At 67.8% G+C, this 15,422-nt stretch carries 16 protein-coding genes; 7 read left to right on the top strand and 9 right to left on the bottom strand.

The genetic code is table 11. The annotated features are described in order from the left end of the window. Positions 1-145 precede the first annotated feature (145 nt). From M3330_RS13520 to M3330_RS13540, 5 genes are all read right to left on the bottom strand, one after another. A complete protein-coding gene (locus tag M3330_RS13520; RefSeq protein WP_064852561.1) occupies positions 146-766 on the bottom strand; it encodes an LON peptidase substrate-binding domain-containing protein in 621 nt (206 codons plus the stop codon). After that, positions 766-1,239, bottom strand: coding sequence for a DUF309 domain-containing protein (locus tag M3330_RS13525; protein ID WP_006553195.1), 474 nt, complete (start codon positions 1,237-1,239; stop codon positions 766-768). Before M3330_RS13525 ends, M3330_RS13520 begins: the two co-directional genes overlap by 1 nt. A 37-nt stretch (positions 1,240-1,276) precedes the next feature. Beyond that, a complete protein-coding gene (locus M3330_RS13530) occupies positions 1,277-2,020 on the bottom strand; it encodes an ESX secretion-associated protein EspG (RefSeq protein ID WP_039584226.1) in 744 nt (247 codons plus the stop codon). Positions 2,021-2,025: 5 nt separating this feature from the next. Continuing rightward, positions 2,026-3,309, bottom strand: coding sequence for a PPE domain-containing protein (locus M3330_RS13535; protein WP_255024929.1), 1,284 nt, complete (start codon positions 3,307-3,309; stop codon positions 2,026-2,028). A 103-nt stretch (positions 3,310-3,412) separates the two neighbouring features. After that, the gene (locus M3330_RS13540) at positions 3,413-4,015 is read right to left on the bottom strand and encodes a TetR/AcrR family transcriptional regulator (protein ID WP_255024930.1); all 603 of its coding nucleotides are present in this window, start codon (positions 4,013-4,015) and stop codon (positions 3,413-3,415) included. Between the two features lie 292 nt (positions 4,016-4,307). Here M3330_RS13540 and M3330_RS13545 point away from each other — a divergent pair, with 292 nt between their 5' ends. The 3 genes from M3330_RS13545 to M3330_RS13555 all read left to right on the top strand — a co-directional run bounded on the left by M3330_RS13545 (position 4,308) and on the right by M3330_RS13555 (position 6,193). Then, on the top strand, positions 4,308-5,069 hold the full coding sequence (locus tag M3330_RS13545) for an SDR family NAD(P)-dependent oxidoreductase (RefSeq protein ID WP_255024931.1): 762 nt from the start codon (positions 4,308-4,310) through the stop codon (positions 5,067-5,069). A 32-nt stretch (positions 5,070-5,101) separates the two neighbouring features. Next, complete coding sequence (fabG, locus tag M3330_RS13550) at positions 5,102-5,860, top strand: 3-oxoacyl-ACP reductase FabG (protein WP_033097457.1); 759 nt, start codon at positions 5,102-5,104, stop codon at positions 5,858-5,860. 120 nt (positions 5,861-5,980) lie between these two features. Then, positions 5,981-6,193, top strand: a complete 213-nt coding sequence (locus tag M3330_RS13555; RefSeq protein ID WP_006554713.1) for a DUF4287 domain-containing protein — start codon at positions 5,981-5,983, stop codon at positions 6,191-6,193. Positions 6,194-6,206: 13 nt separating this feature from the next. Here the strand turns inward: M3330_RS13555 and M3330_RS13560 are convergent, their stop codons facing one another. Together M3330_RS13560 and M3330_RS13565 are read right to left on the bottom strand one after the other, a co-directional pair. After that, positions 6,207-7,310, bottom strand: a complete 1,104-nt coding sequence (locus M3330_RS13560) for a CaiB/BaiF CoA-transferase family protein (protein ID WP_064852557.1) — start codon at positions 7,308-7,310, stop codon at positions 6,207-6,209. Further along, positions 7,307-8,494, bottom strand: a complete 1,188-nt coding sequence (locus M3330_RS13565; protein WP_019288237.1) for an acyl-CoA dehydrogenase family protein — start codon at positions 8,492-8,494, stop codon at positions 7,307-7,309. The genes M3330_RS13560 and M3330_RS13565 overlap by 4 nt, the downstream gene beginning before the upstream one ends. Before the next feature lie 120 nt (positions 8,495-8,614). Between M3330_RS13565 and M3330_RS13570 the strand changes: the two genes are divergently transcribed. Next, positions 8,615-9,646 carry a LacI family DNA-binding transcriptional regulator gene (locus M3330_RS13570; protein ID WP_019288238.1) on the top strand — a complete coding sequence of 344 codons (1,032 nt, stop codon included), beginning with the start codon at positions 8,615-8,617 and terminating at the stop codon, positions 9,644-9,646. A gap of 6 nt (positions 9,647-9,652) precedes the next feature. On the opposite strand, the gene M3330_RS13575 is transcribed toward M3330_RS13570, so the two are convergent. Then, positions 9,653-10,978 carry a serine/threonine-protein kinase gene (locus tag M3330_RS13575; RefSeq protein WP_064852556.1) on the bottom strand — a complete coding sequence of 442 codons (1,326 nt, stop codon included), beginning with the start codon at positions 10,976-10,978 and terminating at the stop codon, positions 9,653-9,655. A gap of 194 nt (positions 10,979-11,172) precedes the next feature. Here M3330_RS13575 and M3330_RS13580 point away from each other — a divergent pair, with 194 nt between their 5' ends. The 3 genes from M3330_RS13580 to eutC all read left to right on the top strand — a co-directional run bounded on the left by M3330_RS13580 (position 11,173) and on the right by eutC (position 14,300). Beyond that, a complete protein-coding gene (locus tag M3330_RS13580) occupies positions 11,173-12,003 on the top strand; it encodes an SGNH/GDSL hydrolase family protein (RefSeq protein WP_255024932.1) in 831 nt (276 codons plus the stop codon). Positions 12,004-12,123: 120 nt separating this feature from the next. Continuing rightward, a complete protein-coding gene (locus M3330_RS13585; protein WP_193902782.1) occupies positions 12,124-13,536 on the top strand; it encodes an ethanolamine ammonia-lyase subunit EutB in 1,413 nt (470 codons plus the stop codon). Next, a complete protein-coding gene (eutC, locus tag M3330_RS13590; protein ID WP_255024933.1) occupies positions 13,533-14,300 on the top strand; it encodes an ethanolamine ammonia-lyase subunit EutC in 768 nt (255 codons plus the stop codon). Before M3330_RS13585 ends, eutC begins: the two co-directional genes overlap by 4 nt. A 319-nt stretch (positions 14,301-14,619) precedes the next feature. Here the strand turns inward: eutC and M3330_RS13595 are convergent, their stop codons facing one another. Then, positions 14,620-15,264: an RNase H family protein gene (locus tag M3330_RS13595; RefSeq protein ID WP_255024934.1), complete on the bottom strand. Its 645-nt coding sequence runs from the start codon at positions 15,262-15,264 to the stop codon at positions 14,620-14,622. Between the last annotated feature and the right edge of the window lie 158 nt (positions 15,265-15,422).

Raw genomic sequence — 15,422 nt, forward strand, 5'->3', positions numbered from 1 at the left:
GCGCGAACTCCAACGCGCACTGGCCTATTGGATCGGTACCTGCCCGACCTGCCACCACACCTTTCCAACCTAACAAAGTCCTACTAGCCCGCTACCGCGAGACCGGCGGAGCGATGTTCCCACTCACCGGGTGGGCGCACGCGTCTCAGCCCTTCAGCTTCCATTCCGCGAGATCGACTGCGGTAGAGATCGCTTCGAGCAGCACGGCCATACGTTCGGCCGGACCCGGTGCGGCGAGAACCGCGTACCGGTCCGCTTCGCCCATCGGTACGTACCGGGCGAGCGCGAACAGTCGCGCCCCGGGATCCTCCGGTAGTTCGGTGGTGGCGGGAGGCAACGGAGCACGGCCACCCGTGAGGCGGTCGAGCACCCCGTACAATCGGCCCATCGGTCCGGTGATCGCGGCGAAATCCACCGGCCCCGAATCGGTGTCGGGCCAGGGCTCCACCTCGGCGATGGGGTAGGGATCGTCGGGCAACCATCGGGTGACGCGAATGCGTTCCTCTGCAATGCATTCGAGTTCGCGGCGACCTGCACCGACCTCGGTGTCGACCATGATCCGCGCGACGGTGCCGACGTCGTGTCGCTGCTCGCCTCCGCCCACCTCGTGTCCCCGGGCGATGAGGACGACTCCGAAGCGGGGGCCGTCCGGCGATGCCGTGCAGTCCTGGACGAGTTGCTGGTATCTCGGCTCGAAGATGCGCAACGGCAGGTCGGACCCGGGAAGCAGCGCGGTGCCGAGCGGGAACATGGGCAGTGTCGGCATCAGGGCATCCTCAGGCGCGGGGTCGGGGGAGCGGGGATCGGTTCGTCGCGAGCGATCTCGGTGAGCAGATGATCGGCCCAACTCGCCAGGCCGTCGATGTCGAGCCGGTACGGCGGTTCGTCCTCGTAGTGCCGCACCCGCGCCTGTCCCTGCTTCAACAGTGACTCCGCGCCGGTGGGGTTTCCCCGGAGCAGGTGGGTCAGCCCCACGGCGAGCTGGGCGAGGCCCTGCCACAGGGGACGTTCCTCGGGTGGTGCCTTCTTCCACATTGCCTCGAAGACCTCGTGGGCATGGAACGGAAAACCGTGGTCGAGGAGACGCTGACCTTCGGCGATGGTCTCCTCGACATCCAGATCGAGGTCTTCGGGAACACGTTCGACGCCTTCTTCGCCCGGCGGCAACGGACGCCCCAGGGCGTCGCGCGGACGCGCGTTCTGCGGCCTGCCGTCGGGTGTGCGGTCCCGGTCCGTCATGTCGCCAGCCTAGACGAACGGCCGCTTCGGGAAGGGATCACTGGCGTCGCAGAACGCCGCTCCGACCCTCGTGCGAGGGCCTGCGCATCCGGGACAGTTGCGCCGACAGTTCCCGGACGAAAGCGTCGACGGTGCCCGGTGCGACGCGGAGGTCGGGACCGGGGACGAAGAGATACCGGCCGTCGCCCACGACGTCGAACCAGCCGATGTCGGCGACGGGCGTGTACCCCGGATTCGAGTACCGCAGGACGCGGATACTGCCGGTGGCCGTGCGCTCGCGACGCAGCAACCGGCGCAACGACTCTGCGTGCGTACCACCCGCAGGGCGCCGGACCGCGCCGAACTCGGAGGGCTCGAGCACGTCGCGGCTCGAGGCGGTGCGTGCGTGTTCGCGGCCCGCTGCCACGACCGGAAGGTGCCCGAGGATCGCACCCGCGAGGTCGGTGGTCGTGGTGATGCGGATGTCGCCTGCGGCAGGCGCCTGACGGGCGAGGACGGCCTGCTCGCCGGTCGCGGCGGCACGGACGAAGACCTCGTAGGCCGGGTCGGTGGAGCGGCCGTAGACCTCCACCGCGACCTCCCCGATCAGCAGGATCCGCATCGCGTCGTCGAGGGCAGGGTCGGGTGTCTCGTGCAGCCACGTGCGGGCGGCCTGGAGGTTCGCGGCGTGCTCGTCCTCCCATATCGCTGAGGTGCGATAACGCAGTGGGAAGGGGAACTCGTCGCCGCCCGCGGCGGTCCACGCCGCCAGGAATCGGTCGGGTGTGAGATGCCGGTCCATAGCGTTCAGGCCCCCAGAACCGGCGGGGCGGTGTCGGGCAGCGACCCGATCAGTTCGTTCCCGTTCTCACCGGTGACGAGATAACCGGCCGCGCGTTTGTCCTGCTCGTCTCCGCGGGACGAGGCGGGCGGGATCATTCCCGGCATCATGCCGAACGGACGGGCGCCGGCACCCCGCGCTGCGGCGGCACCGGGCCCACCGGCGACACCACCGGCGGGCGCAGCTCCGGCGACGAGCGGAGCGGGACCCGCCGCGGGCGATGCGCCCGCAGAGCCGACACCCCCGGCGCCCGGTAGGCCACCGCCGACACCTCCGCCCGACCCGGGGGGCCGCGAACCGTACGACTGACCGGTCGGGCTCGCGGAGTTGCCGCCCGCGGCCGGGGAGGTGGATGCAGGAGTGGTCGCTGCGGACTCGTTCGAACCCACGCCACCTGCCGAATCGGTACCTTCCGCCCGGCCGTCCGTGCCTTCACCGGACGACGGTGCGTCCGTACGGTTCTCCGCTTCCGTGGCGGTCTGCCCACCCGGACGTTCTCCGTCCCCGCCCGGGATTCCCGTCGGGTCGCCGGTGGTCCGGGCGCCGCCGACACCTGGTGTGCCGTAACCCTGGGGAACGAATGCCTCCGTGGCGCGACTCGTCGTGGCGGCATACGGGGAGGGCAGGACCGGAACCGCCGTGCCGGAATCGCGGTAGTACGGCTTGTAGAGGGCTTCCATCACCCGCACGGCCTGGGCGCGAACGGCTTCCTCCTGGCGGGCGGCAGCAGCACCTGCGACGGGATCGAGCGCGTACAGGACCGACGACGTAATCACCGTGGGTGGAGGCACGGACGCTCGCACCCGTTCGCCGACGTCGGCGGCAATACGGAGTTTCTCGGACGTCGCGCGTGCGGCATCGGACAACTGTTGTGCGGATTCGCCGAATCGCACCGTCGCGCCCATCGCGGCGTCGGCCGCCGGACCCTCCCAGTGTTGGCCGATGAGCTTGCGGATCATCAGCGTTCCCCACGCGACGGTGAGGCTGAAACCCTTTCCGAGTTCGGCCCATTCGGTGGCCAGGGTGGTCATCGCGACGGGATTGATGCTCTGGGCGAGCCGGTGGATGTCGGCATGCTCCATGCCGTGGAAGTTCTCGAATGCTGCGATGTATTCGGGATCGACTCCCGCGTCGATGCGCGCGGCCAGCGCGTCGTAATTGGACTGCCGGCGGGCGACGGAGTCGGGGGCTGGGGCGTCGACCCCGAGCGACACCAGTAGTCGGTCGACGACGTTGTCATTCGTGGACATGGACGACAGCTCCCCCTCGATGCTCTCGCGTCTCGAGGAGCCGACGGCGGCGCGATATCCCCCTGCCCACGTAGATCCCCCCGATCCGATGGTGGCGACGATGCTAACGCACGGCACCGACCAGACGCAGGGCAAGATCGGCATACAGGTCGCTGATCGTCGCGGCGTCGTCGTAACGGCCCGAGGGATACCAACGGCACACGTCGACGCAGAGCGACATCAGGGCGAGAGTGACACCTTCGGCATCCGGGAGGGTGAACTCGCCCGAGACGTGGCCGGCGTCCACGACACCCCGCACGACCTGCGTGGTCTGCCGTCGTAGTCCGACGATCGTGCGGTAGTGCTCGCGGTCGAGCGCGGCCAGCTCGTACTGGATGACCCGGCTCCATCGGTGGTTCTCCGCCTGCCAGGCGGCGAAGCGGCCGATGACGGAGGCGAGCCGAACGGACGGCTCGGCATCGGGGCGGTCAGCGTTCTCGACGACCTGCAGAGCGAGGGCGTGTCCCTCGTAGGCGATGGCGAAGAGCAGCTCCTCCTTGGACGCGTAGTGCGGATACATCGCGGCGGGACTCATGCGGAGTCGCGCCGCGATCCGGCGCGTCGTGGTGCCGCCGTAGCCGTGCTCCGCGAACTCGTCTATCGCGGCCGTGCGGATGCGAGCCGCGGCCTTGGATCCGCCGACGACGTCGTCCCATGCGTCACTCACGAGAGCGCTTCCGTTCTGTCCGGTTGGTGTTGACAAGCCCGCTACGGCATCGCACGATAAGCGAGCGCTTAGAAATAAGCCAGTGCTTATCGACTTGGTAACGGTGTGTGCGACGCGGGGTCCTCTCCGCGCTGCAACGCCCGCGGCAACATAGGATCCGCCGAAGAGAAGAATAGGACCTGGCTCTGAAAGGCAGTGCTGTCCAATCAAATTGGATACAGGCTGTTTGGTGGATGAGAAGGCGGTCGGCTATACAGTTCCTGTAGGCCCCGTCACAGCGAGGAGATGACGTATGTCCGTGCTCGACCGCTTCCGTCTCGACGGCCGCGTTGCCATCGTCACCGGTGCCTCTTCGGGCCTCGGTGTCGCATTCACCCGAGGGCTGGCCGAGGCAGGGGCCGACGTCGTGCTCGCCGCACGCCGCCTCGACCGTCTCGAGGAGACCGCCGCGCTGGTCCGGGAGACCGGACGGCAGGCCGTCACGGTCGAGACCGACATCGCCGATCCCGAACAGGCGCAGCGCATGGTCGATCATGCGGTCGAGCAACTCGGCCGGGTGGACATCCTCATCAACAATGCCGGTATCGGCACCGCCGTGCCCGCCACCAAGGAGACCCCCGAGCAGTTCCGGCAGGTCATCGACATCAACCTGAACGGATCCTATTGGGCGGCACAGGCCGTCGGCCGTGTGATGCAGCCCGGTAGCTCGATCGTCAACATCTCGTCGGTTCTCGGTCTCACCACGGCAGGCCTGCCGCAGGCCGCGTACTCGGCCAGTAAGGCGGGCGTCATCGGCCTCACGCGCGACCTCGCGCAGCAGTGGGGAGCACGCAAGGGAATCCGCGTCAACGCCATCGCACCCGGCTTCTTCCGGACGGAGATGACGGACGAATACCAGCCCGGATACCTCGACTCGATGAAGCAGCGAATCATCCTCGGCCGGACCGGCGATTCCGAGGAGATCGCGGCCACCGCAGTCTGGCTGGCATCCGACGCCGCCGCCTACGTCACCGGTCAGACCATCGCCGTGGACGGCGGACTCACCATCACCTGACGGCACCACCCATCCCCCAACGGAGGAACGCTATGAGCACACAGCCCCGCACTGCCATCGTCACCGGAGCCGCACGCGGCATCGGCGCAGCCGTAGCGAAGCGGCTCGCCGGCGACGGCTACCGGGTCGCCGTCCTCGACCTCGACGAATCCGCCTGCCAGGACACCGTTTCGGCTATCGAGTCCGCCGGTGGCAAGGCACTCGCCGTGGGCGCCGACGTCTCCGACGAGAAGTCCGTCGCCGCTGCCGTCGAGAAGGTCGCCACCGAACTCGGCGAGCCCACCGTCCTGATCAACAACGCCGGCATCACGCGCGACAACCTGCTGTTCAAGATGACGGTCGAGGACTGGGACGCCGTCATGAACGTGCACCTGCGTGGCGCCTTCCTCATGACGCGTGCCGTCCAGAGCTACATGGTCGACGCCAAGTTCGGTCGCATCGTCAACCTCTCGAGCACCTCGGCCCTCGGCAACCGCGGCCAGGTCAACTACTCCGCTGCCAAGGCCGGCATGCAGGGCTTCACGAAGACCCTCGCGATCGAGCTGGGCAAGTTCGGTGTCACCGCCAACGCCATCGCGCCGGGCTTCATCGCCACCGAGATGACCGCCGCGACCGCCGAGCGTCTCGGCCTGTCGTTCGACGACTTCAAGTCGAACATCGCGGCCGACATCCCGGTCGGCCGTATCGGCGAGGTCGACGACATCGCCCACACCGCATCGTTCCTCGCGTCCGAGGGCGCGGGCTTCGTGTCCGGTCAGGTCATCTACGTGGCCGGTGGCCCGAAGGCCTGATCCCCTTCCGTACATCCGTGCCGCCGCGTTCCATCCGGGACTGCGGCGCCGCGGTCTTTTCTGTTGCGGATCGAACGGAACGGCCCGACCGTGTCGGTCGCCGCGGTTGACCTCTCCGGCATGAGCGAGAAGGTCAAGGGGCCCCAGTCGTACTTTCCGTCGATCGAGCAGAAGTACGGACGCCCGATCGAGGAGTGGAAGAACATGATCCGCGCCTCGGATCTCGCCGAGCACATGGAGCTCGTGAACTGGCTGAAACAGGAACACGGGATGGGCCACGGGCACGCGAATGCTCTCGTCGCCCACACTCTGAAGGAACAGAAGTCCGAGTGACGAGAGCGTCCGACTACGCCAGCCGCGGGGGTGCGGTGCGGTAGGTCGCAGGGGTGGCGCTGAGCCGGATCGGGTTGGCGATCTGACGAAGCGGAGCGTCCCGGTCGGGATCGTCGATCGACACCACCGGCGACAGGCCGAGTCGTTCGGCGAGCGCGACCGCGTCAGCGATGTCGTTGAGCGGTCCGCATGGCACCCGGGCTGCGGTCAGAGCGTCGAACCACGCGTCGGCGGTGTCCGTCGACAGCAATTCGTCGAGGATCTTCGTCAGCTCCTCCCGGTTCGCGACGCGGGCGGTGTTCGTGGTGAACCGCTCGTCGGTGGCGAGTTCGGGCGCGCCGAGAACCGCGACCAGGGAAGCGAATTGACGGTCGTTGCCCACGGCGAGGACGAACGGCCGGTCTGCCGTGTGGAACACCTCGTAGGGCGCGATGCTCGGATGGCGATTGCCCATCGCCTTCGGCACCACCCCTGCCGCGACGTAGCCGGACGATTGGTTCGCCAGCGCCGACAACAGGGACGACAGCAGGTTCACCTCGACACGCTGGCCCTCGCCGGTGCGGTCGCGGTGCCGTAGCGCGGCGAGAATGCCGAGCGCAGCGTGCATTCCGGTGATGATGTCGACCACGGCGACACCGACCTTGGTGGGTGTCGCATGGTCGGGCCCGGTGATGCTCATCAGACCGCCGACGGCTTGGATGAGCAGGTCGTAACCGGGCAGGTCGTTGTGCCCGCCGAAGCCGGTGATCGAGGTGTAGACGATGCCGGGGTCGAGTTCCCGGACCTGCTCGTATCCGAGCCCGAGCCGAGTCATCGTGCCGGGCAGGAAGTTCTCGACGACGACATCGGCGCGGGCGACGAGATCGCGTGCCTGCTCGAGTCCTTCGTCGGTGGTCAGGTCGATGGCCACCGATCTCTTGTTGCGGTTGACGCCGAGGAAATAGGTCGACTCGTCGCCGGCCCAGGGTGGTCCCCAGTGCCGGGTGTCGTCCCCGAAGACGGGTCGTTCGATCTTGACGACCTCTGCCCCGAGGTCGGCGAGCAGCATGGTGGCGTAGGGGCCGGCGAGCACGCGACCGAAGTCGGCGATCACCAGCCCTTCCAACGCTCCGCTCACCGGAAGGCCGCCTCACCGGTCAGCGCCTTGCCGATGGTCAGCTGATGGACCTCGGAGGTGCCCTCGTAGGTCAGCACCGATTCGAGGTTGTTGGCGTGACGAATGACGGGGTACTCGAGCGTGATTCCGTTGGCGCCGAGGATGGTCCGGCACTCGCGGGCGATGGCGATGGCCTCACGCACGTTGTTGAGCTTGCCGAGGCTGACCTGTTCCGGGGCGATCTCGCCGCGGTCCTTGATGCGACCGAGGTGGTAGGCGAGCAGGTGGCCCTTGCCGACCTCGAGCGCCATGTCGGCGATCTTGGCCTGGGTGAGCTGGTAGCCGGCGAGCGGCTTGTCGAACACCTCGCGGGACTGCGAGTACTCGACGGCGGTCTCGAGGCAGTCGCGGGCGGCACCGATGGCACCGAAGACGATGCCGAAGCGGGCCTCGCCGAGGGAGGTCAGCGGTCCGCGCAGACCCTCGGCCTTCGGCATCATCGCCGAGGAGGGCAGACGCACGCCGTCGAGGATGAGCTCCGATGTGACCGAGGCGCGCAGCGACATCTTGGAGTGGATCTCCGGTGCGGAGAAACCGGGGGTGTCGGTGGGGACGACGAAGCCGCGGATGCCCTTGGCGCCTTCTTCGAGGTCGGTCTGCGCCCAGACGACGGCGACGTCGGCGATCGAGCCGTTGGTGATCCACATCTTGGTGCCGTTGAGGATCCAGTCGTCGCCGTCGCGCTTTGCGTTGGTGCGCATCCCGGCGGGGTTGGAACCGAAGTCGGGCTCGGTCAGGCCGAAGCAACCGATGGCCTCACCGGCGGCCATGCGGGGGAGCCATTCCTGCTTCTGCTCCTCGCTGCCCCAGTGGTGGATGGAGAACATCGCCAGCGAGCCCTGCACGGACACGAGGCTGCGGATGCCGGAGTCGACGGCCTCGAGTTCGAGGCAGGCCAGGCCGTAGGCGGTGGCGCTCATGCCGGCGCAGCCGTAGCCGTCGAGGTGCATGCCGAGCACACCGAGCTGTCCGAGTTCCTTGGCGAGCTCGCGTGCCGGGAGCTTGGCTTCCTCGAACCACTGGGCCACGTGCGGGCGGATGCGCTCGTTGCCGAACTTGCGGACGGTGTCGCGGATGTCGATCTCCTCCTGCTCGAGCAGGGAGTCGAGGGCGAACAGCTGGGTGAGCGACTGAGCGTTGGACATGGCCTTCTCCGGTGGTCGAGGAAACGTTTGTCAGAACGATTGTGAGAACGTTTGCGCGATCGATTGCATGGCCTACGCTAAAGATACGTTCCGGGCACGTCAACTCGGAATACGAACTCGATGCCGTACGAGCAGGAGAGCCGCATGCCCCGTCCCGACCGCGCCCCGACGCTCAAGGAGATCGCCGAGCGCGCCGGTGTCCACGTCTCGACGGCATCCCGTGTGCTGCGCCAGCCCGAACCGGTCGACGGCTGGTCGGACTCGGCACTACGGGTGCGGGAGGTCGCGGTCGAACTGGGATATCGCCCCAACCTGTGGGCGGCGAGCTTGCGGACCCGCAAGACCACGACCCTCGGTGTCGTCATGCCGCGACTCACCGACGGCGTGGTCGCCACGACCTACCAGGGCATCGAGGAAGCCGCCACGAAAGCGGGCTACTCGGTACTGCTGTCGAGCCCACCCGACGACCTCGAGGCGCAACGTCGCGCCATCGCGCTGCTCGTGGGCCGGCAGGTCGACGGCCTGCTGCTGAGCAGCATGCACCTCCCGGGTGGTCCGTTCGTCGAGTCGCTGGTACTCGGATCGCTGCCCATCCTCGCGGTCACCCGGCACGCCGATGCGGGGTTGCCGTTCGTGGTGGGCGACGACTACCGGGGTGGAGCACTGGCCGCCCGGCACCTTCTCGACCGCGGCTACGACGACTTGGCGATCATCGCCGGCCCCGACCACGCCAGCACCGCCCGCGACCGCCGCGACGGCTTCGTCGACACTCTGAAGGAAGCGTCGGCGCCACTGCCGCCCGAGCGGATCATGCGGTCGAGCTTCGACGTTGCCGGGGGTGTGGAGGCCGCGCGTGCGCTGCTGGACCGCCCCGACCGTCCCCGCGCGATCTTCGCGGTCAGCGACACCATCGCCATCGGCATCCTCGGTGTCGCCCGCGACCTCGGTCTGTCCATCCCGGACGATCTCGCCGTGGTCGGCTACAACGACATCCCCGTCGTGGCGCAGCTGCCGGTTCCGCTCACCACCGTGCGATCGCCCGCGCACGATATCGGGGTGACGGCCATCGAGCGGCTCCTCGAACTCGTGCGAAACGGAGAAACGGAATCGACGCGACTTCCCGTCGAACTCGTGGTGCGCGCCTCGAGCTGAGCGATCTCACCCGTTACCGCGGCCACTGTTCCCGTTGCCGGTGTTCCCGTTCCCATTGCCGTTGTTGCCGTTGTGGTTCCCGTTGTTCCCCTGCGAGTTTCCGTTACCGTTGTTGTTGCCGGGTCCGCTGTTTCCGCGGGACTCGGGTTCGGACCTCGTGGGCCCGGCATCCGCAGGCGGTGCGACGGGAGCGGTCTCCGGAGCGGGCACGACGGGCGGAACCACGGCGGTCTCGTCCGCTGTGCGCGCCGGGGCGACCGTGGATTCGGGGGTCGCAGGAAGCTCGGTGGTTGCCGGTACCCGCTCGGGCGTCGATGCGGACATGCCCGGCGTCCGCGTCTCCGGTGTGGCCGCCGGCGGGGAAGCGCCCCGCCCGAATCCGAGTGCGAGACCGCCCACGGCGAGCGCCCCGACCAGCGTCAGACCCGCTGCGACGAGAACTCCACGGGACCGGTCCGTGCCTGCAGTGGTCGTCGGTCCGCCGATCTCACTCGCCGGCAGGAAGGCTGTCGCAGCGCGGTTTCCGTCGGAATTCTGCAATGCCGCGAGCATCTCGTGCGCACTGCGGAACCGGTCGGAAGGCTCTCGTGCCATGGCCCGTTCGATCACTGCGACGAACCCCGGATGGGCGTCCGGGCGGAGATCGGCGAGTGGCCGTGGACGGTCGTGCGTGATGGCCCGTGCCAGCGCGAGGATGTTGTCCTCGGCGAACGGCCTCCGCCCGCAAAGGGACTCGTAGCCGACGACCCCGACCGCGTACAGATCGTCCGTCACGGACGCGGGGTGTCCGGTGATGCGGTCCGGGCTCAGATAGGCGACGGTCCCCACGAGTTCACCGGTGTGGGTGAGGTCGTCGCCGACGCTCTTCGCGATACCGAAGTCGGCGACCTTGATCTCGCCGTTCTCTGTGATGAGCACGTTCGCCGGCTTGATGTCCCGGTGGAGGATCCCCGCACCGTGCGCGGCGACGAGCGCCTCGAGAATTCCGGCGAGCACCGTGCGCACCCGATCGGCGGGTAGGGGTCCGCGGGTGATGTCGTCGGCGAGGGTCCGCCCGGAGAGCCGTTCCATAACGATGTAAGGACGTCCGTCGTGTTCACCCGTGTCGTACACGGCGACGATGCGAGGGTGGTTCAGGGCCGCGGCGGCCCGGGCCTCGACTTCGAAACGACGTCGTACGTCCGGTCTGCTGCAGACCTCCCGTCCGAGCAGTTTGACGGCGACGGGCCGGTGGAGGCGGGTGTCCCAACCGTCGTGGATCTCGCCGCTGCCGCCCACGCCGAGCAGACCGCTCAGCTCGTAGCGGCCGTCGAGAACTTTGTGGACGGTCACAGGTCGACGGTAGCCGTTCGAAGGGGGGAGTAAACAAAATGCGCTGGTGGGAGGATGTGTGCCCGAGCTTCATCCGTGATCTTCACCCGGTGCTCGTAACGCGTTTGTAATTCGTGCCGATCTCATGCCCGGGAGAACCACGCTGCCGGAGGGTCTGGATGAAGACGATTGTGCGAGCCGGGATCGTCGCCGGCATGGCAGCTGCATCGATGGTGTGGCCGGTGTCCGCGATGAGCGACCCGGGTAGCGAGCAGGGCATCCGATACGTCGCGCTCGGTGACTCGCGTGCCGCCGGACCCTACCTCGACGCAGCGGCGATGCTCAGCGGATGTGCCCGCGCGGATGCGGGATATCCGAACCTCGTCGCGGGTTCGCTTCAGACCGTCAGCTTCGTCAACGTCGCGTGTTCGGGTGCACGCACCGAGCACATCACGTCCGTCCCGCAGCAGACGTCGACCGGATCGGTCCCGCCGCAGATCGATTCGCTCCCTCCGGACACGAATCTCGTCACGCTGAGCATCGGCGGCAACGATGTCGGCTGGGCGGGGCTCGTCTCGGCCTGTTACACCGAGCTTCCGGGCGGCGATGCGCACTGCCGCACCGATCCGGGCACCACGTCGCGCATGGACACCGCCCTGAGTGCACTCGGACCGAAGCTCACCGCGACACTCACCGCCGTCCAGCAACGCGCACCGCGCGCACGGGTTTTGCTGGTCGGGCACGGCGGTGTTTTCGGCAACCGGGGTTGCTGGCCCAACATCCCCACCAGCGATGCCGACGCCTCCTTCGTGACGAACTTCTTCGTGCGGATGAACCGAGTACTCGCCCGCTCCGCCGGCGAGGCCGGTGCCGAGTTCGTCGACGTCATGGCCGGATCGGAAGGGCAGGATGCGTGTGCGCCCTCCGAGCAGCGCTTCTACGAGGGACGGCAGTCGCTGTCGCTGGCGAAGGCACTGCACCCCACCGCTGCGGGGATGCGGCACATGGCGCAGCGGGTGACGAACGTTTGGTACCAGCGAGGCTAGGAACCGACGACCAGCGACGTTTCGTTCGCGACACTCGCCGGACACGACAGCGAAAAAGTGGAATGCTGCACTCCACTGCGTGCTCACATCCGTCGAACCGGTCCTGCGCGGGAGGCCTCGATGACGATCTACCGACAACAGCTCGGCGGAACCGGTTACGTCTTCGACGGCCTCGTCGATCTGCTCGGCAAAGCATCCCCGCGCCGCTCGGGTGATGAGCTCGCCGGCTGCGCCGCCACCTCGGACGCCGAACGCGCCGCGGCACAGCTGGCCCTCGCCGACCTCCCGCTGACCACCTTCCTCACCGAGGCAGTCGTCCCGTACGAGACCGACGAGGTCACCAGGCTGATCGTCGACACCCACGACGCGACGGCCTTCGCGCCGGTCTCGCACATGACCGTCGGGGAACTGCGCGACCACCTCCTGGAGGTCGCGGCCCGACCGGACTCCGCCGACGTGCTCGCGGCACTCGCGCCGGGACTCACCCCGGAGACGGTCGCGGCGACCAGCAAGATCATGCGCAATCAAGACCTCATCGCGGTCTCCCGCGCTGCGACGGTGACCAGCGCGTTCCGCACGACCATCGGATTGCCCGGGCGGCTCGCGACGCGCCTGCAACCGAACCATCCCGTCGACGACCCGCGTGGGGTCGCCGCGTCCGTTCTCGACGGCCTGCTGATGGGATGCGGCGACGCGGTCGTCGGCATCAATCCGGCGAGCGACTCGCCGCACGCCGTGTCCGACCTGCTGCACCTGCTCGACGAGATCCGGCAACGATTCGAGATTCCCACCCAGTCGTGCGTGCTGACCCACGTCACCACCACCATCGATCTGATCGAGAAGGACGCACCCGTCGACCTGGTGTTCCAATCGGTCGCCGGCACCGAGGGTGCCAATCGCAGCTTCGGTGTGGACCTCGCAGTGCTGAGGGAGGGCAACGAGGCCGGCAGGTCGCTGCGACGGGGGACCGTCGGAAACAACGTCATGTACTTCGAGACCGGGCAGGGTTCGGCGTTGTCGTCGGGAACCCATGTCGGCACCGGGGGCAGGCCGGTGGATCAGCAGACGCTCGAAGCGCGCGCCTATGCCGTTGCGCGCGAGTTCGAACCGCTGCTCGTCAACACCGTCGTCGGGTTCATCGGACCGGAATACCTGTACGACGGCAAACAGATCATCCGCGCGGGTCTCGAAGACCAGTTCTGCGGCAAACTCCTCGGCCTGCCTATGGGTGTGGACGTCTGCTACACCAATCATGCCGAAGCCGATCAGGACGACATGGACACCCTGCTGACCCTGTTGGCCGTTGCCGGAACAGCATTCGTGATCACCGTGCCGGGTGCCGACGACGTGATGCTCGGCTATCAATCGCTGTCGTTCCACGACGCGCTGTACGTGCGGGAGGCCGCCGACCTGCGGCCGGCACCGGAGTTCGAGGACTGGCTACGCAGGCAGGGTATGGCGGACGATATCGGTCGCATCCTGCCGGTGGACGTCGGCACGTCCCCTCTGCGCGCACTCGGAGGTGCCTTGTGAGCGACCTGTGGGACGAACTGCGTCGGCACACTCAGGCCCGGATCGGACTGGGACGCACCGGGAACAGCATCCCGACGCGCCGTCATCTGGAATTCGTGGCGGCCCATGCCGAGGCGCGCGACGCCGTGCACGTCCCGCTCGATGTGCATTCCTTGGCTCAGCGGGTTCGTGATCTCGGGCTCGGTGAGCAGTTGATCGTGGAAAGCGCAGCAGGAGATCGCAGTACGTATCTGCGTCGCCCCGACCTCGGCCGGCGGCTCGCCGAGGGGACCACGCTGCCGCGCATGGAGGCCGATCTCGGTATCGCGCTGTGCGACGGGTTGTCGTCCACCGCTCTCGACGCCCACGGACCCGATCTGCTCGCGGCGATCGTCAATGCCCTGCCGGGGCTGACGGTGGCGCCGCCGGTGATCGCGACGCAGGCGCGCGTCGCGCTGGGCGACCATATCGGTGAGCGGCTCGGCGTCACGACGATGCTCGTGATCATCGGCGAACGGCCCGGCCTGTCGGTGGCCGACAGTGTCGGCGTGTACCTGACGCACCACCCGAGACCGGGACGCAGTGACGCCGAACGCAACTGCGTGTCGAATATCCACCCGCCCGGCGGGATGACCTACGAGCACGCGGCGCGCGTCGTCGCGGCCCTCGTGAACGGGGCGCGGCAGTTGGGGGCCTCGGGGGTCGCGCTGAAGGACACCTCGCGGGATCCCGCACTCACCGACCCCGACAGCGGAGCGGGAATCGGTCATCGGAGCGCGCAATAACGCGCTCCTATGACCACTTCGCGCTCCGCTGCCCTCGGCCGAGGGCGCAGGATTGCGCCGTTGTGTGCAGATTGCCAGGGTACATCTCACTCGTCCCACTGCCTATGTTGCTGTGCCCGAGCAAGCTTCTCGAGAGGTAGACAACCTGAAGATGAGACTCACAACCCTGCTGGTCGACCATCTGGGTCAGGGGCCGATGCTGCCGAGCATGATGCCGACGCTTGCGGCGAGCGACGCGATCAGATGTGCGTTGTAGCGCTGGTCGAACTCTCGAGTACTCATTGGGTCTCCTATTTGCAATTCGTGGAACTTGTTCGGGTCAAGCGGTTTCGGGAAGCGAGTTCTTCAACGGGGCGACGATGTTGTTCGCGATCGTCGACGCCACCTCCGGCGAAACGTTCGCGTCGTGGCAGCGCCTCGCCGCGACCGCCAGCCGATCGGCGACCTCGTTGAGCGGGTGTCCGCTGTGCCCGCGCACCCACGAGAACTCGACAGTGCGACCCTTGATCCGATTCCGGATGCGCTCCACGACGTCCGCGATCTCGGGACGGCCTTCGTAGGTGCCCTCGATGCAGGCGAGGGCAAGCCGGCTGTCGGTGAGGATGTGCAGCTTGGGGTGCATGAAGCGAGCGACGGCCATGTCGATCGCGAGGAGTTCGCCTTCGAGGATCGAGCGGGCGTCGCAGGCCATCCGCATGTGATGTGCACCGGCGTTCGATACGCAGCCGAGTCCGGTGCCGCGACGATTGCGAGCCTTCGATGCGTCGGTCGCGACCACCAGCGGCGGACGGGCCTCGAGTTCCGCCTCGCGGCGTGCTTCGTCCGCTGCGAGCAGGGCCGCGACGTGTGCCCCGATGGTGTCGGATGCGCGAGTGAGAAGCACGCCGAACGGGCCGAAGGCCGTATCGACGAACTGTGCGGCCGGGAACGACTCGGCGACGTCCTTCAAGGTGCGACGCAACACGCCGTCGGAGATGTGGACCCGGGCGGGTGAGGTCTGCGCCCGCCGGACCGCCAGACCGTCGCACCAGCGCTACCAAGCTCGTTATCGAGCAGATGGAGGCCATCGCACCCACCATGGCCGCATGACCTCCATCAACGGCCTCCCGTAACGACGAGGGG

It is taken from the genome of Rhodococcus sp. GA1 (genome assembly GCF_024321955.1).
Lineage (GTDB): Bacteria > Actinomycetota > Actinomycetes > Mycobacteriales > Mycobacteriaceae > Rhodococcus > Rhodococcus pyridinivorans.

Bases quoted from the DNA above. Each gene is read 5' to 3' on its own strand.
- M3330_RS13555 (WP_006554713.1), top strand. From the start codon at position 5,981: ATGAGCGAGAAGGTCAAGGGGCCCCAGTCGTACTTTCCGTCGATCGAG.
- M3330_RS13525 (WP_006553195.1), bottom strand. From the start codon at position 1,239: ATGACGGACCGGGACCGCACACCCGACGGCAGGCCGCAGAACGCGCGT.
- M3330_RS13565 (WP_019288237.1), bottom strand. From the start codon at position 8,494: ATGTCCAACGCTCAGTCGCTCACCCAGCTGTTCGCCCTCGACTCCCTG.
- M3330_RS13585 (WP_193902782.1), top strand. From the start codon at position 12,124: ATGACGATCTACCGACAACAGCTCGGCGGAACCGGTTACGTCTTCGAC.
- M3330_RS13580 (WP_255024932.1), top strand. From the start codon at position 11,173: ATGGCAGCTGCATCGATGGTGTGGCCGGTGTCCGCGATGAGCGACCCG.
- M3330_RS13570 (WP_019288238.1), top strand. From the start codon at position 8,615: ATGCCGTACGAGCAGGAGAGCCGCATGCCCCGTCCCGACCGCGCCCCG.
- M3330_RS13535 (WP_255024929.1), bottom strand. From the start codon at position 3,309: ATGTCCACGAATGACAACGTCGTCGACCGACTACTGGTGTCGCTCGGG.
- fabG (WP_033097457.1), top strand. From the start codon at position 5,102: ATGAGCACACAGCCCCGCACTGCCATCGTCACCGGAGCCGCACGCGGC.
- M3330_RS13530 (WP_039584226.1), bottom strand. From the start codon at position 2,020: ATGGACCGGCATCTCACACCCGACCGATTCCTGGCGGCGTGGACCGCC.
- M3330_RS13545 (WP_255024931.1), top strand. From the start codon at position 4,308: ATGTCCGTGCTCGACCGCTTCCGTCTCGACGGCCGCGTTGCCATCGTC.
- M3330_RS13520 (WP_064852561.1), bottom strand. From the start codon at position 766: ATGCCGACACTGCCCATGTTCCCGCTCGGCACCGCGCTGCTTCCCGGG.